Below are 21605 nucleotides of genomic sequence, written 5' to 3' on the forward strand. Positions count from 1 at the left end.
GCTAAGCTAGTAGGGGTCACGCCGCACGAGCAGCGCGTTCTCATCCGTCTGTAACTCGATGAGATAGCCCCTCGAGGCGAGTTCGCAAAGGCAGTTGCGGCGCCATGCGGCGCGGTGAAGCGTCTCGATGACCACGGCGCGGGGCCACCATGCCGGCGCGAGCTCGTCGAAGTAGGGCAGCAGCGCCTGGTCCTCGAAGCCCTCGACGTCGATCTTGATGGCGCGCGGCGGCCGGTCGAGCAGCGAGCGGAGGGGGCGCACCGTGACGTGGCGGACGGCGCGGGCGCCGGCGAACGGGACGAGGGACGCCCGGCCTGCGTTGCGGCCCTCGTAGAGCGTCATCGTGCCGTAGGGTCCCACCGCCTCGGACCGCACGCGGGCGCGGTGCGCCAGGCCGTTGATGGCGAGGTTGATCCGCTGGCGCTCGCGCAGCGCGTCCAGCGGCTCGAAGGTCACCGCGAGGACGCCCTCCACCGCCGACAGAAGCGCCAGGGTGTAGAGCCCGATGTTGGCGCCGACGTCGACGAAGACGTCGCCGGCACGAAGGTGCGCGGCGAGGAAGCGGCGCTCCTCGGCCTCGTCGAGGCGCGCCTTGTACCAGATGTCGAAGTCGACCTTGTTGTCCCGCGGGGCCAGGGACCAGGCGAGGCCATCCACGGTCGCCTCGACCGGCCCGGTTGGGGCGACGCGCTTCATCAGCCGGCGCAGCGGTCGGCGCACCAGGGGGGCGCGCCGCAGCCAGCGGGGAGGTGGCCTCACCGGGGCGTCGCGCGGGGGTGGGCGTCGCGCCAAGCGTCGAAGAGGCGGGTCGGCTCGACGGCGGTGTAGACTTCGGTCGTCGACAGGCGGGCGTGGCCGAGGAGCTCCTGGATGGCCCTGAGGTCCGCGCCACGTGCCAGAAGGTGCGAGGCGAAGGCGTGCCGCAGGGCGTGCGGCGTCGCGCTGGCCGGCAGGCCGAGGGCGCGACGCCATGCCTCCACCGTGCGCTGCACCGTGCGCGGCGACAGCCGGCCGCCGCGCTCACCGCGGAACAGCGGGCCACCCTCGAGGGCGAAGGGAGCGGCCGCGCGGTAGCACGCCACCGCCGCCGCCACCGCCGGCAGGACGGGCACCTCACGGGTGCGATCGCCCTTGCCGGTGACGCGCAGGCGCACGAGCGGCTCGGGGACGTCCGCGGCGTCGAGCCCCGTCGCCTCGCCGACGCGCAGGCCGCAGCCGTAGAGCAAAGCCAGCACGGCGGCATCGCGCAGGGAGATCCAGCCCGTCCCCGGCTCCAGCATCCGCCGCGCCGCCTCCTCCTGCACCGGGCGCGGCAGCGCGCGCGGCCGCGCCGGGGCCCCGACCGCCCGCGCCGGGGCGGCGCTCACACCGTGAGCGCGCTCGAGGTGGGTGAGCAGGGCGCGCACGCCGGCAAGGTTGCGTGCCAGCGTCCGGGGCCCGGCACCGGCAGCGCGGCGCGCTGCGAGGAAGGCCCGCACGTCGGCAGGGCGCAGCGCACGCAGGCTCGCCATGTCCGCCGGCGCGCCGAGGTGGCTGGCCAGGAACGCCAGGAACTGTCGCGTGTCGCGCTCATAGGCCTCGGCGCTGTGCTTCGCCCGGCCGCGTACGGCAGTGAGGTCGGACAGCCAGCGCGCACGCTCGACGAGGAGCGCGGCGTCGGCGAGGGGCGCAAGGTCGTTCGGCACCGGCCGATCCAACCACGGGAAGCTTGGCAAGCGCTGAAGGCGGCACCGGCAATGCGAACGGATGCCGTGCCGGCCAGCGCCCGCGCTGGGGCATGAGCGAATGGACGAGCGTTGCCCCTGCGGGCCGCCGCCTCGACCGACCGCTCGCGGACAAACGTGTCGTCACAGGATCGACTGGCCGCTCGTCTTCCAGTCGGCGAGGAACTGCTCGAGGCCGCGTTCGGTGAGCGGGTGCTGGATCAGCTTGGTGAGGATCGCCGGAGGGACGGTCGCGATGTCCGCGCCGCCGAGGGCGGCGAGCTGCACGTGGTTCGTGGTGCGGATGGATGCCGCCAGCACCTCGGTCTGCAGCTCCTCGTAGTTGTCGTAGATCGTCCTGATCTCCTCGATGAGCTTCATCCCGTCGAGGCCGAGGTCGTCGAGCCGGCCGATGAACGGGGAGACGAACGTGGCGCCGGCCTTCGCAGCCAGCAGCGCCTGGGCGGAGGAGAAGCAAAGCGTGATGTTGACCATGTGACCGTCCGCGGTGAGCGCGCGGCAGGCCTTCAATCCGTCCCAGGTGAGCGGCAGCTTGACGGCGACGTTGGGCGCGATCTCGGCGAGCCGACGGCCCTCGGCGATCATCTGGGCGGTCTCGATCGCGGTCACCTCGGCGCTCACCGGGCCGTCGACGATCCCGGCGATCTCTGCGATGACGTCCGCCATGGGCCGCCCCGCCTTCATGATGAGCGAGGGGTTGGTGGTCACGCCGTCGAGCATGCCCGTCTCGGCGAGGGACCGGATCTCCTCCACGTCCGCCGTGTCGACGAAGAACTGCATGTGCGCCTCTGCCCGTTTGACTGTCGCGGTCCGTCCTACAGGATCGCGCGCGCCATGACAGCCGCGCGCCGCTCCGTCCTGCTGCCCCATCGGCTCGGGCTGCTCACCTACACCACGCAGGAGCCGTTCGCTCCCGGGGACGTGGTCGCAGTCCCGCTCGGCGGGCGCACGATGGTGGGCGTGGTGTGGGACGATCCCGCCGACGAGGCGATCGAGGAGGCGCGCCTGCGGCCCATCAAGGCACGGGCGAGCCGCGTGCGTGTCCAGGACGAGCTCCGCCGCTTCGTGGATTTCGCGGCGCGCTACACGATGACGCCGCGCGGCGCGGTGCTGAAGCTCGTGCTGCGCAACGGCGAGGGGCTCGCCGAGCCGCCGGTCCCGAAGGTCCTCGTGCCGACCGGTGCCGAGCCGCCGCGCTGGACGCCGGCGCGACGCGCCGTGGTCGACGCGCTCGCCGGCGGCCCGCAGCCTCGCCGGGGGCTGGTGGAGGCGGGGCATTCCAGCGCGGTGCTGCGCGGGCTGATGGTGGCCGGCGTCGTCGCCGAGGTGGACGCCCCCGCCGAGCCTGCGTCCGACGGACCGTGCCGCGGGCACGTCCGGGCCCTGTCGCCGCAGCAGCAGGCGGCCGCGGCGGCGCTCGGCGGAGGCAGCGGCTTCAGCGTGACGCTCCTCGAGGGCGTGACCGGCTCGGGAAAGACCGAGGTCTACCTCGAGGCGATCGCGACGACGCTCGCCGCCGGCCGGCAGGCGCTCGTCCTGATGCCGGAGATCGCCTTGACCCCTGCGGTGACCGCGAGGCTCGCCGAGCGGTTCGGCCGCGAGCCCGGCACGTGGCACTCCGAGCGACCGCCTGCCGCCCGGGTCGCGCTCTGGCGGGATGCAGCGACCGGCGCGGCCTCCGTCGTCGTCGGCGCACGCTCGGCGCTGTTCCTGCCATTCAACGACCTCGGCCTCGTCGTGGTCGACGAGGAGCACGATGCGAGCTTCAAGCAGGAGGACGGCGTCATCTACCACGCGCGCGACATGGCGGTGGCCCGCGGCCGCGCGGCGAACGCGCCGGTCGTCCTCGCCTCGGCGACGCCCTCGGTGGAGACCCGGCTCAACGCCGAGCGCGGCCGCTACCGCCGCCTGGTGCTGCCGTCGCGGCACCACGGCACCGCCCTGCCCGACGTGGCTGCGGTGGACCTGCGCCGCACCCCGCCGCCGCGCGCCGCGTTCCTATCGCCGCCGGTGCGCGCGGCGGTGACGGCGGCGCTCGCTGCGGGCGAGCAGGCCCTCCTGTTCCTCAACCGCCGCGGCTACGCGCCGCTCACCGTCTGCCGGCGATGCGGCCACAGGTTCCACTGCCCGAACTGCGCCGCGTCCCTGGTGGACCACCGCCTGCGCGGCACGCTCGTCTGCCACCACTGCGGCCACGACGAGGCGCGGCCGACGGCCTGCCCGGCGTGCGATGCCGCGGACACGCTGGTGCCGTGCGGGCCAGGGGTGGAGCGCGTGGAGGAAGAGGCGCGCGCGCTGTGGCCGGACGCGCGGCTCGAGGTGCTGTCGTCGGACGTGGCGGGCGGGGCGCGGGCGCTGACCGAGGCGCTCGTCAGGGTGGAGCGCGGGGAGGCGGACGTCGTCGTCGGCACGCAGCTCGTCGCCAAGGGCTTCACGTTCCCCAAGCTGCAGTGCGTCGTCGTCGTGGACGCCGACCTCGGGCTGCACAACGGGGATCCGCGCGCCGCCGAGCGGACCTTCCAGCTCCTGACCCAGGTGACGGGGCGCGCGGGGCGCGTCTCCGCGGGCGGCCGCGCCCTCCTGCAGACCCATGCGCCCGACCATCCGGTGATGCGCGCGATGGTCTCGGGCGACGTGGAGGCGTTCTACGGGCAGGAGGCTGCGACGCGGCGGGACGGCGGTCTGCCACCGTTCCAGAGGCTCGCGGCGGTCATCGTCTCCGCGCCGGACAAGGCCGACGCCCACGCCCATGCCGCCGAGCTCGCGCGCACCGCCCCGCACGGCGCGGTGGAGGTGCTCGGCCCGGCCGAGGCGCCGCTCGCGGTGCTGCGCGGCCGCTGGCGCTACCGCCTGCTCGTGCGCGCCGCCCGCACCGTGCCGCTGCAGGAGGTCATGGTGCCTTGGCTCGCGGCGGTCCCGGTGCGCGGCGGCGTCCGCCGCGCCGTCGACGTCGATCCGCAGTCCTTCCTCTGACGGCGGTACGGTCGTCGGGGCCTAGATGTTGTACTCCCAGCGGGTCGGGATGAAAGCGTAGGCGTTGTCCGCCTGGCCGACCGGCATGATGTGGCCGAAGCCGGGGAACGACAGGTGCATGCCGGCGATCAGGGTCCGGTCGGACGTCACCTCGTCGAGCAGGCGCTGGCGCGTTGCGACCGCCTGCTCGGGGTCGACGTCGAAGCCGATCGCCCGCGTCGGCTGGGGCAGCTGCACCGGCGCCACGTGGACGATGTCGCCCCAGATCAGCAGCGTGTCGTCGCCCGAGCCGACGCGGTAGCCGGTGTGTCCCGGCGTGTGCCCCGGCAGGTGCCGCGCGGCGATCCCAGCGAGCACCTCGACGTCGCCCTCGAACAGCGTGGTGCGGTCCTCGTAGGGCGCGATGGCCGCGTTGGCGGCGTCCACCATGCCGCGGCGTGCCTCGGGCATCGCCGACCGCGTGGCAGGGTCCCTCCAAAATGTGACCTCTGCGGCGTGAACGACGAGCTCGGCGTTCGGGAACGTCGCGACGCCGTCGTTCGCAAGGTGACCGACGTGGTCGGGATGCATGTGGGTGAGGAGGACCGCGTCGACGTTCCCGGGCTCGACCCCGGCGGCGGACAGGTTCGCGAGCAGGTTGCCGAGCGAGGGCGCGAGCGCCGTCGAGCCGCCGGCGTCGATGAGGACGGTGCGGCCGCCGACCTCCACGAGGTAGGCGTTGACGGCTGTCACGTGGCTCGGGTCCGCCGGCAGGTAGGCCTCGCGCATCGCCTCGATGAAGGCTGCCTCGTCCACGTCCGGGAAGGCTCCGGGGCCGAGGGGGAGGAAGCCGTCCGCGAGGCCGGTGACGGTCGCATCGCCCACGGACCTGCGCTGGAACGCGGGCGCTTGTTGGGAGGGCCGCGGCGTCGGCGACTGCGCGCCGGCGCGCGCCGCGGGAAGTGCGGTCATGGCACCGACGGCAGCCGCCGCGGTCATGAGGTGTCGCCGATCGATGGTCACAGGCTCCTCCGGGTGTGCTCAGCCGATGAGCGGCCGCATCACACCCTAACCGTGGCACGGGACACGGCAACCGCCCGACGGCCTCGTCGCTGCGCCATCACGCAGTGTTGCACCGCGCCGCTGGCGGCGCCATCTGAGCGCCATGAACGACGAGTCAGCCGTACCCCGTCCGCGCTCCGACGCCGCCCGCCGTGCCCTGGAAGAGGCCGCGGAGCGGCGCCGGGCTTCCGAGTCTGCGCCGCCACCGCCCGCCGAGCAGGGCGGCCGCGCCGGGCCCGAGCCCGTGCGCTACGGCGACTGGGAGGTGAAGGGGCTCGCGACGGACTTCTGACGCACCGCCGTCGCGGCCGCGGTCGGCGCGCTCACCAGGTCCCCGTGTTCTCCATCGACGACCAGGGCTCCGCGGGGGGCTTGCTGTCTCCCTTCTGCAGGAGCTCGACGGAGATCCCGTCGGGGGACTTCACGAAGGCCATGCGCCCGTCGCGCGGCGGCCGGTTGATGGTGACGCCATGGTCGGCGAGCCGCTGGCACGTGGCGTAGATGTCGTCGACGCGGAACGCGAGGTGGCCGAAGTTGCGCCCCCCGCTGTAGTCCTCGGGGTCCCAGTTGTAGGTGAGTTCGAGCATCGGCGACTTCGCCTCGCTCTCGGCCCGGCTGACGTCGTCCGGCGCGGCGAGGAAGACCAGCGTGTAGCGGCCGGCCTCGCTCTCGCTGCGCCGGACCTCGCGCAGCCCGAGCTTGTTGCAGTAGAAATCGAGCGACTGGTCGATGTCCGTGATGCGCACCATGGTGTGCAGGTATTGCATGGGCCCCTCCGCTTGCCGTCCGTCCCACCCTAGGCCAAGTCCTCGATAACGGAAGCTAACGAACCCGACGAATGAGCCTGAAGTGGATGGGTGAGGCGAGATCGTGGCCGAACGAGCGGCGGAGGCGCAGCGGGCGCTGATCGAGCCGCCTCTTCCGACCGACGTGCGGCATGCCCCGGGTGGACGACCGCACAGGGCTGTCGGGGATCGTTCGGCGGCTGCGGACCGGGACGCCGTGGGCCGACGGCGCGGAACGCCTCGGCCTTCCCATGACCTGCGACACGCCTTGTGCGGTGGCGCGAACGCTTCCGAACTCACCGAGGCGCACGACGGAGGCCTCAAGTTCGTCGACGGCTCGTCGGTGCGCGTCCATCGGCATGGCGCCGACGGCACGAGGGGGCCGACGACGCCGCGATGGGACGCTCGCGCGGCGGGCTCCCCAAGACCCAGGCCCTCGTCGATGCCGAGGGCCGTCCTGTCGCGCTGACGCTGACGCAAGGACAGGCGCACGACGGACGCTCGGCGGTCGATCTCGTTGCAGACGTCGGGCCCGATCATCCTGATCGCCGGCCGCGTCGATGACCGCGACGCCCTGCGCGAGGCCAGCGCCGGCCGTGGCGGATGGCCGTGCGGCCGATGCCGAGCCGGAAGCGCCGGCCCGCCTTCGGCGCCCTCCTCCACCACCCCTCGCAACTTGGTCGAGCGCTGCCTCGGCCACGTCGAGCCCATGCGCCGTCGCCACCCGCACCGAGGACTCGGCGCACCGTCTCGCCCTCGTGAGGCTCGCCGCGTTCCGCTCCCGGCTTCGCTGGACTGAGGCGGCTTCCAAGATGTGGACGATATCACGGTTGTTCATCCAGGGTCGGGATGTGGGGCCGCGGTTGCCAAGCCCACGAGCCCCGACCAGGAAGCCCCGGATGAACGTGCACGAGGATGCTCCGCAAGACCCATCATGGTCGGGTCCTTCCGTGCGCCGGGTGCTGCAGGACGGCTGGCGCGTTGCCGAAGCGGCCGCCATCTCGCCCCGTACCGCCTACGAGTGGCTGGCTCGGCACCGGCGGAGGACGAGCGGAGGCTGCACGACAGGAGCTCGGCTTCCGCCCGCCGCAGCAACGCGATCCCGGTCGAGCGCGTCGGCCAGATCGAGCGCCGGCGACGAGAACGCCTTCCAGGACCGGCCATGGCGCGATGCCTGTCGATCCCCCGGTCCCCTGTCGACGCGAGCCTACGACGCCCGGGTCTCGGCAAGCTGTCCGCGCTCGACGAGAGCCTTCAGCGCGCCGCCATGGGCGCGAGCGCCCGGGCACATCCGCACGCGGCCGAGGAGCTCGGCGGCATCGACGGCATCGGCCACCGCATCACCGGCAACCGCGGGGGCCAAGTCGGACCCGCGCGGCACCGGATGGGAGGTGCTGCCTGCGGCCATCGACGAGGCCTCGCGCCTTGCCCGCACCAAGGTGCTGCTAAGCGAGAGGCGCTGGGACCGCGTCGCCTTCCTCACGCGCTCGGTCGCCTTCTTCGCCCGTCCGGGCGTCGCGGTGGAGCGCGTCATGACCGATGGTGGTTCCGCCCATCGGAGCTTCGCCTTACGCGACGTGTCGAGGGACGCCGAGCTCGAGTCCATCCGCACACGGCCCTACTCGCCGGGCACCAACGGCAAGGCCGAACGCTTCATCCGGACGTCGCTGCGCGTGTGGGCCCATGCCAACACTCCACCGCATCGGCAGGGCGGACCCGAGCCATGCAGCCGTTCCTGGCCACCTCAACACCGCGCGACCTCCTTCAGACCTTGCCGACCAAACGCCCTGGCTCAGGCCGAGCAACCTGGTTGGAGACGACACCTGGAGCATCTGGTCTGGATCTGAGAAGACCCAGGATGCTCTTTCGCCGGCGCACCCGCACGAGGCCCCGAACCCACGGTCGAGGCTGCTGAAAGCGCCGCGAAGATGACGCAAAGTCTCGTCAGTCGCGAGGTTGATCGTGGCGCGGTACGATCTGAGCGAAGTCGAGTGGTCGGTCATCGAGCCGCTTCTGCCGCTGGCACCACCCGGATGGCAGCGTGCCGATGACCGGCGGGGGCGAGGCGGCATGTTCTGGGTCCCGCGCACCGGATCGTCCTGGCGCGGCCTGCCATCGCGCGACGGCCCGTCGACGACGGTCGACAACTGCGACAACGGATTGCTGAGCGCGGGGTCTGGCTGGCGATCTCCGAGGCGCTCGCCCGCAGGGAGCCGGTCGCGTGACAGCGGATCGACAGCGCCATCGTGAAGGCCATCAGCATGCCGCCGACGGCAGGGGGCGAGGATGACGCCTTTGGCCGTTCCCGTGCGGGACTGACGACAAAGCCCCATGCCGTCGTCGACGAGCCTGGCCTGCCGATCCCCTCCGTGGTGACGCCCTGTCGAGCCTTGGACACAGCGACAGCTCCGGTGCTCGACGGCCTGGCCCTGCGCCCGACATCGTCGCCGACCGGGGTGACAGCGCCGAGGCGTTGATCGACTGGTGTGCCGCGCGGGGCGCCGGCGCGCATTCCGACCCGCCGCAACGTACGCGTCAGGCGCACCGTCGCGCCCGATCTCTGCCGCCTGCGCAACCTCGTCGAGCGGCACCTCAACACGCTCGAGCACGTCCGCCGCGTGGCGACCCGCTTCGACACGCTCGCCCGCGACTTCATGGCCGCCGTCGCTCTGGCCTCCTCGCGACCTTGGCTACGGCACCATGAGTTGCCGACCTAGAGCCTGTCGCGGGACGGTCTCCTGACGCGGCAAGCCCGCTGCTCGGTCGGCCGGCACGCGCTTCGTCACGATCGCGCCTCCTCCTCCTCCTCGTCGGGGTCGAGGCGTTCGGCGCCGCGGGCGGACAGGAAGTCGCCGACGGACGACAGCGGCGGCACCTCCTCGCAGAACACGCGGATGGTGACGAGGAGCGGCGTCGCGATCAGCATCCCCACCACCGACCACAGCCACGCGCACATCGCCACCGACAGGAAGACCACCACCGTGTTCAGCCGAAGCTGGCGGCTGACGAAGAAGGGGGTGACGAACTGTCCCGTGACGGACGTCAGCATGAAGTAGGTGAGCCCGACGAGCGCGGCCTGGTACACCTCGTCCAAGGAGACGAGGCCGACCGCAGCGGCGAGCAGCGCGCCCGCCATCGCGCCGAGGTAGGGCACGTAGTTGAGCAGGAACGCCACCACCGCGAACAACAGCGGGTTCGGCATGCCGAACGCCGCCATCGCAAGGCCGACCGCCGCGCCGAGCCCTGCGTTGATGGTCGTGATCGTCAACAGGTAGCGCGACAGCTTGCGCTCGATCTGGAACGCGATGCGGATCGCCTGCCGCTTGTCGCGGAACGTCGGCATCACATGGACGATCTTCTCGTAGATCATGTCGCCGGAGGCGAGCAGGAAGAACAGCAGCGCCAGCACGAAGACGAGCTGGCCGAGCACCGCCGGCGCGAGCAGGGCGACGGACGATGTGACCGCGGTGTCGCGCACGACGACCTCCTGTGCCTCCCCGTCCGCCCCGGACGCGAGGTCGCCGATCTCCTCGCCGGCGCGGATGACATCCTCGGCCGCGCCGCGCAGGTCGCGCAGCTTGCCCTCCACCTGCGTCGCGATCTGCGGCGCGTCCGCGATCCACTGCGCCACGGGTCCGGCGAGCAGCACGACGATGCCTACGAGGAGCGCGAGCAGCGCGCCGACGATGAGGAGGGCGGAGGCGGCCGACGGGAGCGTGCGGTCGAGCACCCGGCGCACCGGGCTGAACACCAGCGTGAGAAGCGTGCCGAGGACGACCGGCACCAGGAACGGGCGGGCGAACGCCAGTCCCCCCACGAGCAGGATGAGGAAGATGCCGATGCCCGCCCAACGCGGGACGGGCGCGAAGGGCGAGGCGGAGGCCGATGCGTCACCGGGCCGCGCGTTCAGGTCGTCGGGGGTGTCCTCGTCCATGGCTGATCCGTTCGGCTGCGGCAGGCCGTGGCCCCTGCCGCGTTCTACGGACCGCGGCGGACCGCGGCAACGATGGCAGATCGCGCTGCCCCCAGGGTTGCGCGGGGTCGACAAGCGTCCCGCTCGCCCGTCATGGGCGGCGGCCGACGGGCGCTTTGCCGGCGGGCGGGGAGGCGCTATATCGGGCGTCCACGGTGCAGCATCGTCGTCGTCGGTCAAGCTCACACGTGCAGGCGAGCCTCCGAACACTGGGGACGGGCGCTCGAGCCGCCGGCCCGCCGCGGCTAGCGACCCGACGAGGACCGCTGTCCGCCTTGGGTGGGCGGAGGAGTGCGACCCGCGCGAGCGGGGAAGAAGCGGCGGCCCGCCCCTGCGCAGGCCAAACGGCCCCGTCCCAGCGGGCCACAGGAGGGACACGATGACGGACACCGCCCGGCCCGCTCCGGCCGTCCGCGCGGCGCGCACCGCGCCCCGCCGCGGCCTCTACCGCGCCGACCGCGAGCACGATGCGTGCGGGGTCGGCTTCATCGCCGACATCAACAACGTCCCACGCCACGACATCATCGAGCGTGGCCTTGAGGTCCTGGTCAACCTGACGCACCGCGGCGCGGTCGGCGCCGACCCCGAGATGGGCGACGGGGCGGGCCTCCTCGTCCAGCTCCCGCACCGCCTCTTCGCCGAAGCGGCCGCGGGCCTCGGCTTCACGCTGCCGGCGCCGGGCTGCTACGCCGTCGGGATGGTCTTCCTGCCGCGCGAGGACGCCGGCGAGGCCAAGGTCATCGAGGAGGTCGTCGCCGCCGAAGGGCAGACCTTCCTCGGCTGGCGCGACGTGCCCGTCTCGCCCGACGCCCTTTCCGCGTCCGTGCGCGCGTCCGAGCCGGTCATCCGCCAGTTCTTCGTGGGGCGCGCCGAGGGCATCGCCACCGACGACGACTTCGAGCGGCGGCTCTACATCCTGCGCAAGGTGATCTCCAACACGGTCTACGACGGGCGCGCGCCGGCCGACCGCGGCTTCGTGATCTGCTCGCTGTCGTGCCGCACCATCGTCTACAAGGGCATGTTCCTCGCCCACCAGCTCGGCGCGTACTACGACGACCTCGCCGACCCCCGGTTCGAGAGCGCGCTCGCCCTCGTCCACCAGCGCTTCTCGACCAACACGTTCCCGTCCTGGGGCCTCGCCCACCCCTACCGGATGGTCGCCCACAACGGCGAGATCAACACGCTGCGCGGCAACGTGAACTGGATGGCCGCGCGCCAGGCGACCGCGAAGTCGACGTGCTACGGCGAGGAGATCTCTAAGCTGTGGCCGATCTCCTACGAGGGTCAGTCCGACACCGCCTGCTTCGACAACGCGCTGGAGTTCCTCGTCCAGGGCGGCCACTCCCTCGCTCATGCCATGGCGATGCTGGTCCCCGAGGCGTGGGCCGGCAACCCGCTCATGGACGAGGAGCGCCGCGCGTTCTACGAGTACCACGCCGCCATCATGGAGCCCTGGGACGGCCCCGCCGCCATCGTTTTCACCGACGGGCGGCAGATCGGGGCCACGCTAGACCGCAACGGGCTGCGCCCGGCGCGCTACTGCGTCACCGACGACGGGCTCGTCGTCATGGGCTCGGAGGCCGGCGTCCTGCCGATCCCCGAGGAGCGCATCGTCAAGAAGTGGCGCCTGCAGCCCGGCCGCATGCTCCTCATCGACCTTGAGGAGCACCGCATCATCTCCGACGAGGAGGTGAAGGGCGAGCTCGCGTCGGAGAAGCCCTACCGGGTCTGGCTCGACAAGACGCAGATCGTGCTGGAGGACCAGCGCACCGTGCGCGGCCGGGCGCCGCGCACCAACGAGTCGCTGCTCGATCGCCAGCAGGCCTTCGGCTACACCCAGGAGGACCTGCGCCTCCTCATGAGCCCGATGGCGATCACCGGCCAGGAGGCACTCGGCTCCATGGGCACCGACACGCCGCTGTCGGTGCTGTCGGACCGATCGAAGCTGCTCTACACCTACTTCAAGCAGAACTTCGCGCAGGTGACGAACCCGCCGATCGACCCGATCCGCGAGGAGCTCGTCATGAGCCTCGTGTCGTTCATCGGGCCGCGGCCGAACCTGTTCGACCTCGAGGGCAGTCAGGAGAAGAAGCGCCTCGAGGTGCGCCAGCCCATCCTCGCCAACGAGGACCTCGAGAAGATCCGCGAGATCGGCGACATCGCCGACGACCAGTTCCACACCAAGACGCTCGACATCACCTACTCCGCCGACCACGGCGCGGCGGGCATGGAGGGCATGATCGACCGGCTGTGCCAGCGCGCCGAGAAGGCGGTGCGCGAGGGCTACAACATCATCATCCTGTCGGATCGCCTGGTGTCGCGCTCGCGCATCGCGATCCCGGCGCTGCTCGCCACCGCGGGCGTCCACCACCACCTCATCCGCATGGGGCTGAGGACGTCGGTCGGCCTCGTCGTGGAGTCCGGCGAGCCGCGCGAGGTGCACCACTTCGCGGTGCTCGCCGGCTACGGCGCGGAGGCGATCAACCCCTACCTCGCCTTCGAGACGCTGGTGGACCTCCACCGCACCTTCCCCGAGGAGGTCGACGACCGCGAGGTCGTCCAGCGCTACATCAAGTCCATCGACAAGGGCCTCCTCAAGGTGATGTCCAAGATGGGCATCTCCACCTACCAGTCGTACTGCGGCGCGCAGATCTTCGACGCGGTCGGCCTGTCGCAGCACTTCGTCGACCGCTTCTTCTTCGGCACCGCCACCACCATCGAGGGCGTCGGCCTCGCCGAGATCGCCGAGGAGACGATGCGGCGCCACGAGGTCGCCTTCTCCGACGACGCGGTGATGGCGCGCCACCTCGACGTCGGCGGCGAGTACGCGTTCCGCACCCGCGGCGAGCACCACATGTGGCTCGCCGACACCGTGGCGAACCTGCAGCACGCCGTGCGCACCAACGCGGCCGACAAGTACGACGAGTTCGCCCGCCTGGTGAACGAGGAGTCCGGGCGCTACACCCTGCGCGGGCTGTTCCGCATCAAGGATGCCGCCGAGCTCGGCCGCGAGGCGGTCCCCCTCGACCTCGTCGAGCCGGCCGCCGAGATCGTGCGCCGCTTCACCACCGGCGCGATGAGCCTCGGTGCGATCTCCAAGGAGGCGCACGAAACCCTCGCCCTCGCCATGAACCAGATCGGCGGCAGGTCGAACACCGGCGAGGGTGGTGAGGATCCCGACCGCTTCCGCCCGATGCCGTCGGGCGCGTCGAAGCGCTCGGCCATCAAGCAGGTCGCCTCCGGCCGCTTCGGCGTCACCACCGAGTACCTGGTCAACGCCGACCAGATCCAGATCAAGATGGCTCAGGGCGCCAAGCCCGGCGAGGGCGGCCAGCTTCCCGGCCACAAGGTGGACGCGGTGATCGCCAAGATCCGCCACTCCACCCCCGGCGTCGGCCTCATCTCGCCGCCGCCGCACCACGACATCTACTCCATCGAGGACCTGGCGCAGCTCATCTTCGACCTGAAGAACGTCAACCCGGACGCCGACATCTCGGTCAAGCTCGTCTCGGAGGTCGGCGTCGGCACCGTCGCGGCGGGCGTCGCCAAGGCGCGCGCCGACCACATCACCATCGCGGGCTACGACGGCGGGACCGGGGCCTCGCCGCTCACCTCCATCAAGCACGCCGGCTCGCCCTGGGAGATGGGGCTCGCCGAGGCGCACCAGACCCTGGTCGCCAACGGCCTGCGCTCGCGCATCCGCCTCCAGGTGGACGGCGGCCTTCGCACCGGCCGCGACGTCCTCGTCGGCGCGCTCTTGGGGGCGGATGAGTTCGGCTTCTCCACCGCGCCGCTCGTGGCGACGGGCTGCATCATGATGAGGAAGTGCCACCTCAACACGTGCCCGGTGGGCGTCGCGACCCAGGACCCCGTGCTGCGGCGCCGCTTCAAGGGCACGCCCGAGCACGTCATCAACTACATGTTCTTCGTCGCCGAGGAGGTGCGCCGCCTGCTCGCCGCGTCGGGCTTCCGCCGGCTGGACGAGGCCACCGGCGCGGTGGAGGCGCTCGACCAGCGCCGCCTCGTCGACCACTACAAGGCGCGCGGGCTCGACTTCACGAAGGTGTTCGTCGCGATGGACGCGCCGCGCGACGAGCAGCGCCACTCCACCGTCCAGCTCCACCCCATCGCGACGGTGCTCGACCGCGAGCTCATCGCCGAGGCGCGCCCCGCCATCGAGGACGGCACGCCCGTCACCATCGACCGCGCGATCAACAACGTCGACCGCGCCGTCGGGGCCATGCTGTCGGGGGAGATCGCCAAGGCGTACGACATGGAGGGGCTGCCGGACGGCACCATCACCGTGAACCTCACGGGCACCGCCGGGCAGTCCTTCGGCGCCTGGCTCGCGGCGGGCGTGACGCTCTCCCTCACCGGCGACGCCAACGACTACGTGGGCAAGGGCCTGTGCGGCGGGCGCATCGCGGTGCGCCCTCGGCCGAACGGGCGCATCGTCGCCGCCGACTCGATCATCGTGGGCAACACCGTGCTCTACGGCGCCATCGCCGGCGAGTGCTACTTCGCCGGCGTCGCTGGCGAGCGCTTCGCGGTGAGGAACTCCGGCGCCGTCGCGGTCGTCGAGGGCGTCGGCGACCACGGCTGCGAGTACATGACGGGCGGCGCCGTCGCCGTGCTCGGCTACACCGGGCGCAACTTCGCCGCCGGCATGTCAGGCGGCGTCGCCTACGTGCTCGACGAGGCGGGCGACTTCACCCGCCGCTGCAACCTCGCCATGGTCGACCTCGAACCCGTCGCCGAGGAGGACGACCTCCTGGAGCGCCTGCACCACCACGGCGGCGACCTCGAGACCAAGGGCCGCGTCGACGTCTCCGCCAACATGACGCGGCACGACGAGGAGCGGCTGAAGACGATGATCGAGAACCACGTGCGCTGGACCGGCTCGGCGCGCGGCAGCCTGATCCTCGAGAGGTGGGACGAGTTCCGCCCCAAGTTCGTCAAGGTGATGCCGGTGGACTACCGCCGCGCCATGGAGGAGATGGAGTCCCAGCGCCTGGGGCTGGCGGCGGAGTAGCGCTACTCGTCGATCGCCGGCAGGCCGAGGGCACGCTGCGCGGCATCGAGCGTGCTCCGCGCGACCGGCAGCCCGGCCTCGTGGTCCGAGACGACGAAGCGGGCGACTGTGAGGTTGGCGTCATGGTTCACCAGTCGCTCGACCACCGCACGCAGCCGGGCAACTTCCTCCCGCAGCTCGACCGCAGCCTCGTCGCGGTCCCTAGCAAGAACATCGTTCGCCATCGTCTGGTCCTTTAGCCCTCGCGAGCCCGCCGCATCGAGATGATCCGTCGGGTCGGTCCCCGCATCGTGAATGTGAGGTTGATCAGCCTGCCGTCGAGGAAGCCTACCGCGTTCTGCCGCACCTCGCCGTAGTCCTGTCGGTCGTCGATCGTCACCGTCGCATCCGTCCAGTCGAAGCCTGGGCATCAGCGCGAGAACGCGAGCGATGGGCAAGTGTTGCTCCAGCTGGGCGCCTGCATCCACTACGGCGTCGACCTCAAGACCAGGCCACTCGACGTTCCCGAACATCCCTCATCTGAACTTCGCTTTCAGCTTTCCGAATGAATTTCTCGGAACTTCCCCGCTCAAATTCGGAGCATGTTAACTTCAGTAACTCTCCGCCCTACGCGCGGCTTACCTCCCCGTTCATCGCTCGGCGAATTTTACGTGGCTGGCGGCTCGGCGTTCCGCTACTATGTCACCTTTATCTTCGAATCGGTTCGCTAGGTAGTTCATCGGCTGCATCGTCCCGTTGCGATCCTACCCTCGGACGCATCCCGGGAGCCCGAGCCGTTCAAAATCTCGTGGAACTCGGTTTTCCACGGATAAACTTGATAGGCAATCAGTAAAGGGGCCGCAGGTAAACCCGCGCGCAGGGACAACGAACGCCGATGATCTGGCACATGTGGTTGTCTACGGCCCAAAATCTGTCCAAGTCTTGTTGTCGAAAGCCCGCTACTGCGCTCAGCGAAATCGTTCGCGGCATTGCATATGACTCTGTAATTATCCCCTCTCCACCAGTAAAATAATCCGCGGAATGTCACAAATCGCTTACTTTGGGGAGGACTTCAGATGCCGCAGACTCCGATTAAGTCGCGACCGTTTAGCCGTTTGCTGAAAATACGGGCTCAGCTTGATTTTCTGATGGGCCAATGAGAGACCAAGCGGGATACGACCTTCAGCATGAAGGCGCATGCTAGCGGACATGAATCATGCTCAAAAGCATTTTAGGGCTCAACAAGTTTTCCATTCCTCAACATCCGGAAGCTTTCGCGGTTAATCGTTCCTTGCCAACCTACCAAGGCCAACATGGCTGCCTCCTCGCTTCGGCGCTCCTGCGGGTGGGATTGCAACCACCATAGAGCCTTGATAGGCCTAATGAAACACTTCTGATGTGAACTGTTTCACCCCCGACCGAAGCAGCCTTTGCCCTCAGCGTCGAGCCCCTCGCGGCTCAACGCCCCGATCCTACCAAACTTATCCCCACCCACAAGGCCGCGTGCCATGGTCCGCCCCGTCGCTCGATCCGAGGGGAGGCGCGTCCGGACCGGCCGCCGCGAGGATCGAGGGCTTCGGTGATCGAGGCGGGCCGGTAACGGACGGCCCGCGTCGATCATGCGACGGACCGGCCTCCACCGGGACGCCAATTCGGCGAGGGTCGCACCTCGTGGCGCTTGGCCGCACCCGCACTTCGCCTGCGGGGAGGACTGGAGGAGGGGGGCGGTAGGCCGTCCAGGGCCGTTGCGAGCCGAAGGTGGGACGCGTGGTGCAACCCACACTGCTACTCAACCATCGGGCCGTCTCATGCGTCCCACCGCTCCCCGCACACCTCAGCTGCCCCGCAGCGCGAGGCCGTCGCCGCGCGCGGCAGAACGGCCGCACCGGAGCCCGAACGGGTTAAGGCGGCCGTCACGTCCTCATCTATGAGCGGCGCTACGTCCGTTTGCCGCGTGCGCTTCCCATGGCCTAGAACGACGCCAAATGACGGATGACGATGCCTCGCAGGCGGAGGGACGATGGGCAAGGTCACGGGGTTCTTGGAGATCGACCGGCAGGAGCTGAAGTACCAGCCCGCGGCCGACCGCATCCGCCACTTCAAGGAGTTCACGCTCCCCCTGTCGCAGCCCGAGGTCGAGCGTCAGGCGGCGCGCTGCATGGACTGCGGGATCCCGTTCTGCCAGACCGACGCCGGCTGCCCGGTGGACAACCAGATCCCCGACTGGAACGACCTCGTCTACGCGGGCGACTGGGAGGAGGCCTCGCGCAACCTCCACTCCACGAACAACTTCCCGGAGTTCACCGGCCGCATCTGCCCGGCGCCGTGCGAGGAGGCGTGCGTCCTCAACATCGAGAACACGCCGGTCGCCATCAAGTCCATCGAGATGGCGATCGCCGACAAGGCGTTCGAGAACGGCTGGGTGGTGCCGCAGCCGCCGTCCCGGCTCACCGGCAAGACGGTGGCGGTCATCGGCGCGGGCTCGGCGGGGATGGCCGCCGCCCAGCAGCTCGCCCGCGTCGGCCACGAGGTGCACGTCTACGAACGCTACGCGAAGTCGGGCGGCCTCATGCGCTACGGCATCCCCGACTTCAAGATGGAGAAGCACGGGATCGACCGGCGCGAGGCGCAGATGGCGGCCGAGGGCGTCGTCTTCCACTACGGCGAGGACGTCGGCGGCGAGCGCCTGCGCGAGCTTGCCGGCGAGCACGATGCCGTGCTCCTCGCCACCGGCGCGGAGCGGCCGCGCGACGCGGGCCTGCCGGGCGTCGACCTTGCCGGCGTGCACTACGCGATGCCCTTCCTGCTGCAGCAGAACCGCCGCGTCGGCCGCGAGCCGTTCGACGAGACGCCCATCGTCGCGTCGGGCAAGAACGTCGTCGTCATCGGCGGTGGCGACACGGCGTCGGACTGCATCGGCACGTCGATCCGCCAGGGGGCGCTGCAGGTGACGCAGCTCGACATCCGCCCGATGCCGCCGATCCGCGAGAAGAAGGACGTCGTGTGGCCGTACTGGCCGACGAAGTTCCGCACCTCCTCGTCCCAGGCGGAGGGGGCGGACCGCGAGTTCGCCGTGGCGACGCTTCAGATCATCGGCAAGAAGGGCCGCGCGACCCACGTGCGCTGCGCGAGGGTCGACCCCCAGCGCAGGCCGATCGCCGGGACCGAGTTCGACATCCGCGCCGACCTCGTGCTCGTCGCCATCGGCTTCTCCGGTCCGATCCTCGACACCTACCTGACGGGCGGCGACTTCGAGCTCGACAGCCGCACAAACATCGCGGCGAACACCGAGGACTACCGCACCTCGGTGCCGAAGGTGTACGCCGCCGGCGACGTCCGTCGCGGCCAGAGCCTCGTCGTCTGGGCGATCCGCGAGGGTCGCCAGGCCGCCCGCGCCATCGACCTCGACCTCATGGGGACGACGACGCTGCCGCGCTGAGCGCGGACGCGTCGCATCCCGTTGCCCGACGGTCCAGCCATCGGCTCGCGGGGTGACGCCGCCGCGGCGTCCGCGCCCCTGGCCGAGCCGGCCCAGGCCGAGGCCGACGGCGGGGGCAGGCGCTGGGCGGTCGCCGGTGCGACGCTCGCCATCGGCGGGCTCGGCAGCCTCGTGTTCACGCTCCTCGGCGTCCCCGCGGCGTTCCTCACCGGCCCGGCGGTCGCCATCGTCCTTGCGGTCGCGCTGCGTGTGCCGACGCACATGCCGAGCCCGGTGCGCGCGGGCGGCATTGCGATCCTTGGCGCGGCGACGGGCTCGGCGGTGACCCCGGAGGCTGTCGACCAGATGGCCGCCGTGCCGCTCGCGATCGGCGGCCTCGTCCTCGTCATCCTTGGTGCGGCGGCAGCGAGCTACGTGACGCTCCGCCGCGTCGGCGGCTGGGACCGGCTCGACGCGCTGTGCGGCTCGATCCCGGGCCACCTCGCCCTCGTCATGGAGGTCTCCACCGAGGCCGGCGCACGGATGGACCGCGTGATGATGAGCCAGTCGACGCGCCTCTTCATCCTCGTCGCGCTGATCCCCTTCGTGCTCGGCGGCTCGGACGAGGCGCGGCTCACCATCGCCGCCGACGGGCTCACGTTGACCAACGTCGCGCTGACGCTCCTCCTCGCGGCCGCTGCGGCGCTCGTCGGGCGGCTCATCCGCCTCCCGGCGGCGATCATCCTCGGCCCGCTCGCGGCCGCGGCGGTGGTGTCGGCCACCGACCTCATGACCATTGCGCTCCCGCCGTGGCTCGTCGCGGTCTCGCTCGCCGTCCTCGGCATCTCCGTGGGCGAGAAGTTCGCCACCGTGCGCCGGGCCGGGCTGGCGCGGATGATCGCGGCCTCGCTCGCCGCCTTCCTCGCCGCGTTCGTGGTGGCGATGGCGATCTCGGCGGTCTTCGCCTGGGCGCTTGGCATGCCCGTCGGCGCGGTCTTCCTCGCCTACGCGCCAGGCGGACTCGACGCGATGATCGCGCTCGCGTTCCTGTTGAACTTCGAGGTCGCATTCGTCGCCGTCATTCACATGTCGCGTATGGTGCTCCTGTCGCTCGGCATGCCCTTCGTCGTCGCCGCGTTCGCACGCCGCGAGCGCCGCCTTGCCTCGCCTCAGAACCGGGAGGTCCCGCGATAACCCACGATGCTCGTCCGCTCGGCACCACGATGGCCGAGTTCGTGGCGATGATGGCCATTCTTATGGCGGTCACCGCACTGTCGGTCGACATCATGCTCGTCGTCCTCCCCGACATCGCGGCGGACTTCGCGCTCGTCGAGGACAACACCCAGCAGTACGTCGTCATCGTCTACCTCGCGGCGTTCGCCAGCGGTCACATCCTCGCCGGCCCGCTGTCCGACCGCATCGGCCGCAGGCCGGTGATCCTCGCCGGTCTCGCGGTCCACGTCGTGGGCTCGGCGATCGCGATCGTCGCGAGTTCGTATGAGATGCTGCTCCTTGCTCGCGCGGTGCAGGGCTTCGGCAGTGCCGGCCCGCGCGTCGTTGCCGTCGCCGTCATCAGGGACCGCTTCGTGGGGCGCGCGATGAGCCGGGTGATGAGCTTCGTGATGACCGTCTTCATCATGCTGCCCGTGGTGGCGCCGGCGCTCGGGAGCCTCATCGCCCAACTCGGCTCGTGGCAGCCGATCTTCATGTTCCTCTTAGGGTTTGCCGCGCTCACGCTGGTCTGGGTCGCGCTGCGCCTCGCTGAGACGAACCCGCGCCGTGGGCCGGACGTGCGGCCGGCTGTCCCCGTAGGAGCCGCGCTCGCCACCATCGTCGGCGAGCGTCAGTCGGTGGGCTACATGGTGGCGACCGGCTGCATGTTCGGCTGCGTGATGGGCTACGTCGCCTCCTCGCAGCAGCTCTTCGCGGACGTCTACGGCATCGTCGACTGGTTTCCGGCGGTGTTCGCGAGCGTCGCCGGAGCGATGGCCATGGCGAGCCTCGTCAGCGCGTGGCTGGTCGGCAGGCTCGGCATGCGTCGCCTGTCGCACGGCGCGGTGCTCGTCATGGTCCTGCTGACGGCCGGCGCCAACCTTGCGGTTCTCGCCGTGCCCGCGCTGCCCTTCAGCGCTCTCATCGGGTTCCTGGCGTTGATGTTCTTCTTCATCGGCGTCGTCCTGCCGAACTTCAACGCGCTTGCGATGGAGCCGCTTGGCGAGATCGCGGGGACCGGCTCGTCCTTCGTCGGCTTCGTGATGACCGGCCTCGGCGCCCTCCTCGGCGGGCTCGTCGGGCAGCTCTACGACGGCACGGTCCGCCCGCTCCTCCTTGGCTACTTCGTCTACGCGTGCGCAACGCTCGCAGTGATCGCGCTCACCGAACGCGGTCAGCTCCTCGGCAGCTCCAGGCAGGTCCCCGCCGAATGAAAGTTTCAATCTAAGGATGTAGTTGCGCGGCTGACCTGTGCTAGCTTGTGAGCGAGCTAAGCACGGAGGGGCCGATGTCCGTCGAGGCACGCAAGGCGGCGCTTGAGCGAAGGCACGCCGCCATCGAGGTTGAGCTTCAGTCGCTGTCGACACGACCAAGCCCCGACGCGGCGATGACGAGCCAGCTCAAGCGCGAGAAGCTGCGGCTGAAGGATGAGCTCGCCCGTCTGTCCGGCTGACCCTCGCCCCGTTTG

General features: G+C 70.8%; 19 protein-coding genes and 1 pseudogene. 11 read left to right on the forward strand and 9 right to left on the reverse strand.

The genetic code is table 11. From position 1 onward, the window contains the following. Positions 1-6: 6 nt before the first annotated feature. The 3 genes from ACOOE8_RS13175 to fsa all read right to left on the reverse strand — a co-directional run bounded on the left by ACOOE8_RS13175 (position 7) and on the right by fsa (position 2504). Positions 7-759 carry an FkbM family methyltransferase gene (locus ACOOE8_RS13175; protein WP_420391906.1) on the reverse strand — a complete coding sequence of 251 codons (753 nt, stop codon included), beginning with the start codon at positions 757-759 and terminating at the stop codon, positions 7-9. Continuing rightward, positions 756-1685, reverse strand: a complete 930-nt coding sequence (locus ACOOE8_RS13180) for a tyrosine-type recombinase/integrase (protein ID WP_420391907.1) — start codon at positions 1683-1685, stop codon at positions 756-758. The genes ACOOE8_RS13175 and ACOOE8_RS13180 overlap by 4 nt, the downstream gene beginning before the upstream one ends. Before the next feature lie 162 nt (positions 1686-1847). Then, positions 1848-2504 carry a fructose-6-phosphate aldolase gene (fsa, locus tag ACOOE8_RS13185; RefSeq protein WP_420391908.1) on the reverse strand — a complete coding sequence of 219 codons (657 nt, stop codon included), beginning with the start codon at positions 2502-2504 and terminating at the stop codon, positions 1848-1850. Positions 2505-2558: 54 nt separating this feature from the next. Between fsa and ACOOE8_RS13190 the strand changes: the two genes are divergently transcribed. Beyond that, entirely contained in the window at positions 2559-4697 is a 2139-nt protein-coding gene (locus ACOOE8_RS13190) for a primosomal protein N' (protein ID WP_420391909.1), read from the forward strand. A 21-nt stretch (positions 4698-4718) separates the two neighbouring features. Here the strand turns inward: ACOOE8_RS13190 and ACOOE8_RS13195 are convergent, their stop codons facing one another. Further along, positions 4719-5699, reverse strand: a complete 981-nt coding sequence (locus tag ACOOE8_RS13195) for an MBL fold metallo-hydrolase (protein ID WP_420391910.1) — start codon at positions 5697-5699, stop codon at positions 4719-4721. 142 nt (positions 5700-5841) lie between these two features. On the opposite strand from ACOOE8_RS13195, the gene ACOOE8_RS13200 reads away from it, so the two are divergent. Continuing rightward, complete coding sequence (locus ACOOE8_RS13200) at positions 5842-6030, forward strand: DUF1674 domain-containing protein (protein ID WP_420391911.1); 189 nt, start codon at positions 5842-5844, stop codon at positions 6028-6030. Between the two features lie 31 nt (positions 6031-6061). Here the strand turns inward: ACOOE8_RS13200 and gloA are convergent, their stop codons facing one another. Next, positions 6062-6505, reverse strand: a complete 444-nt coding sequence (gene gloA, locus ACOOE8_RS13205) for a lactoylglutathione lyase (RefSeq protein ID WP_420391912.1) — start codon at positions 6503-6505, stop codon at positions 6062-6064. Positions 6506-6605: 100 nt separating this feature from the next. On the opposite strand from gloA, the pseudogene ACOOE8_RS13210 reads away from it, so the two are divergent. Continuing rightward, positions 6606-7314, forward strand: a pseudogene (locus ACOOE8_RS13210) (IS5 family transposase); the annotation flags it as partial. 416 nt (positions 7315-7730) lie between these two features. On the opposite strand, the gene ACOOE8_RS13215 reads toward ACOOE8_RS13210, so the two are convergent. Beyond that, complete coding sequence (locus ACOOE8_RS13215) at positions 7731-7931, reverse strand: hypothetical protein (RefSeq protein WP_420394748.1); 201 nt, start codon at positions 7929-7931, stop codon at positions 7731-7733. On the opposite strand from ACOOE8_RS13215, the gene ACOOE8_RS13220 reads away from it, so the two are divergent. The 3 genes from ACOOE8_RS13220 to ACOOE8_RS13230 all read left to right on the forward strand — a co-directional run bounded on the left by ACOOE8_RS13220 (position 7915) and on the right by ACOOE8_RS13230 (position 9240). Next, entirely contained in the window at positions 7915-8370 is a 456-nt protein-coding gene (locus ACOOE8_RS13220) for a hypothetical protein (RefSeq protein WP_420394749.1), read from the forward strand. The genes ACOOE8_RS13215 and ACOOE8_RS13220 overlap by 17 nt on opposite strands. A gap of 115 nt (positions 8371-8485) precedes the next feature. Next, complete coding sequence (locus tag ACOOE8_RS13225) at positions 8486-8773, forward strand: transposase (protein ID WP_420391913.1); 288 nt, start codon at positions 8486-8488, stop codon at positions 8771-8773. 236 nt (positions 8774-9009) lie between these two features. After that, entirely contained in the window at positions 9010-9240 is a 231-nt protein-coding gene (locus ACOOE8_RS13230; protein ID WP_420391914.1) for a hypothetical protein, read from the forward strand. 65 nt (positions 9241-9305) lie between these two features. Here ACOOE8_RS13230 and ACOOE8_RS13235 read toward each other — a convergent pair whose 3' ends face one another. Continuing rightward, a complete protein-coding gene (locus ACOOE8_RS13235) occupies positions 9306-10457 on the reverse strand; it encodes an AI-2E family transporter (RefSeq protein ID WP_420391915.1) in 1152 nt (383 codons plus the stop codon). Between the two features lie 418 nt (positions 10458-10875). Between ACOOE8_RS13235 and gltB the strand changes: the two genes are divergently transcribed. After that, the gene (gene gltB, locus ACOOE8_RS13240; RefSeq protein ID WP_420391916.1) at positions 10876-15528 is read left to right on the forward strand and encodes a glutamate synthase large subunit; all 4653 of its coding nucleotides are present in this window, start codon (positions 10876-10878) and stop codon (positions 15526-15528) included. Positions 15529-15530: 2 nt separating this feature from the next. On the opposite strand, the gene ACOOE8_RS13245 is transcribed toward gltB, so the two are convergent. Both ACOOE8_RS13245 and ACOOE8_RS13250 read right to left on the reverse strand, forming a co-directional pair. Continuing rightward, positions 15531-15752 (reverse strand): hypothetical protein, encoded by a 222-nt coding sequence (locus ACOOE8_RS13245; protein WP_420391917.1) that lies wholly within the window; start codon positions 15750-15752, stop codon positions 15531-15533. An 11-nt stretch (positions 15753-15763) separates the two neighbouring features. Beyond that, entirely contained in the window at positions 15764-15907 is a 144-nt protein-coding gene (locus ACOOE8_RS13250) for a BrnT family toxin (RefSeq protein ID WP_420391918.1), read from the reverse strand. 1620 nt (positions 15908-17527) lie between these two features. On the opposite strand from ACOOE8_RS13250, the gene ACOOE8_RS13255 reads away from it, so the two are divergent. From ACOOE8_RS13255 to ACOOE8_RS13270, 4 genes are all read left to right on the forward strand, one after another. Continuing rightward, complete coding sequence (locus ACOOE8_RS13255; protein ID WP_420391919.1) at positions 17528-18946, forward strand: glutamate synthase subunit beta; 1419 nt, start codon at positions 17528-17530, stop codon at positions 18944-18946. 21 nt (positions 18947-18967) lie between these two features. Then, positions 18968-20119, forward strand: a complete 1152-nt coding sequence (locus ACOOE8_RS13260) for an AbrB family transcriptional regulator (RefSeq protein WP_420391920.1) — start codon at positions 18968-18970, stop codon at positions 20117-20119. Positions 20120-20148: 29 nt separating this feature from the next. Further along, positions 20149-21351 carry a multidrug effflux MFS transporter gene (locus tag ACOOE8_RS13265; protein WP_420391921.1) on the forward strand — a complete coding sequence of 401 codons (1203 nt, stop codon included), beginning with the start codon at positions 20149-20151 and terminating at the stop codon, positions 21349-21351. A gap of 74 nt (positions 21352-21425) precedes the next feature. Further along, positions 21426-21590, forward strand: coding sequence for a YdcH family protein (locus ACOOE8_RS13270; RefSeq protein WP_420391922.1), 165 nt, complete (start codon positions 21426-21428; stop codon positions 21588-21590). Positions 21591-21605: the final 15 nt, after the last annotated feature.

Origin of the sequence: Acuticoccus sp. (assembly GCF_965213555.1) — a bacterium.
Classification (GTDB): domain Bacteria; phylum Pseudomonadota; class Alphaproteobacteria; order Rhizobiales; family Amorphaceae; genus Acuticoccus.

Excerpts from the sequence above, each read along its gene's own strand:
- fsa (WP_420391908.1), bottom strand. The coding sequence starts at position 2,504 with ATGCAGTTCTTCGTCGACACGGCGGACGTGGAGGAGATCCGGTCCCTC.
- ACOOE8_RS13190 (WP_420391909.1), top strand. The coding sequence starts at position 2,559 with ATGACAGCCGCGCGCCGCTCCGTCCTGCTGCCCCATCGGCTCGGGCTG.
- ACOOE8_RS13200 (WP_420391911.1), top strand. The coding sequence starts at position 5,842 with ATGAACGACGAGTCAGCCGTACCCCGTCCGCGCTCCGACGCCGCCCGC.
- gloA (WP_420391912.1), bottom strand. The coding sequence starts at position 6,505 with ATGCAATACCTGCACACCATGGTGCGCATCACGGACATCGACCAGTCG.
- ACOOE8_RS13215 (WP_420394748.1), bottom strand. The coding sequence starts at position 7,931 with ATGGCCGCAGGCAGCACCTCCCATCCGGTGCCGCGCGGGTCCGACTTG.
- ACOOE8_RS13235 (WP_420391915.1), bottom strand. The coding sequence starts at position 10,457 with ATGGACGAGGACACCCCCGACGACCTGAACGCGCGGCCCGGTGACGCA.
- gltB (WP_420391916.1), top strand. The coding sequence starts at position 10,876 with ATGACGGACACCGCCCGGCCCGCTCCGGCCGTCCGCGCGGCGCGCACC.
- ACOOE8_RS13245 (WP_420391917.1), bottom strand. The coding sequence starts at position 15,752 with ATGGCGAACGATGTTCTTGCTAGGGACCGCGACGAGGCTGCGGTCGAG.
- ACOOE8_RS13255 (WP_420391919.1), top strand. The coding sequence starts at position 17,528 with ATGGGCAAGGTCACGGGGTTCTTGGAGATCGACCGGCAGGAGCTGAAG.
- ACOOE8_RS13265 (WP_420391921.1), top strand. The coding sequence starts at position 20,149 with ATGGCCGAGTTCGTGGCGATGATGGCCATTCTTATGGCGGTCACCGCA.
- ACOOE8_RS13270 (WP_420391922.1), top strand. The coding sequence starts at position 21,426 with ATGTCCGTCGAGGCACGCAAGGCGGCGCTTGAGCGAAGGCACGCCGCC.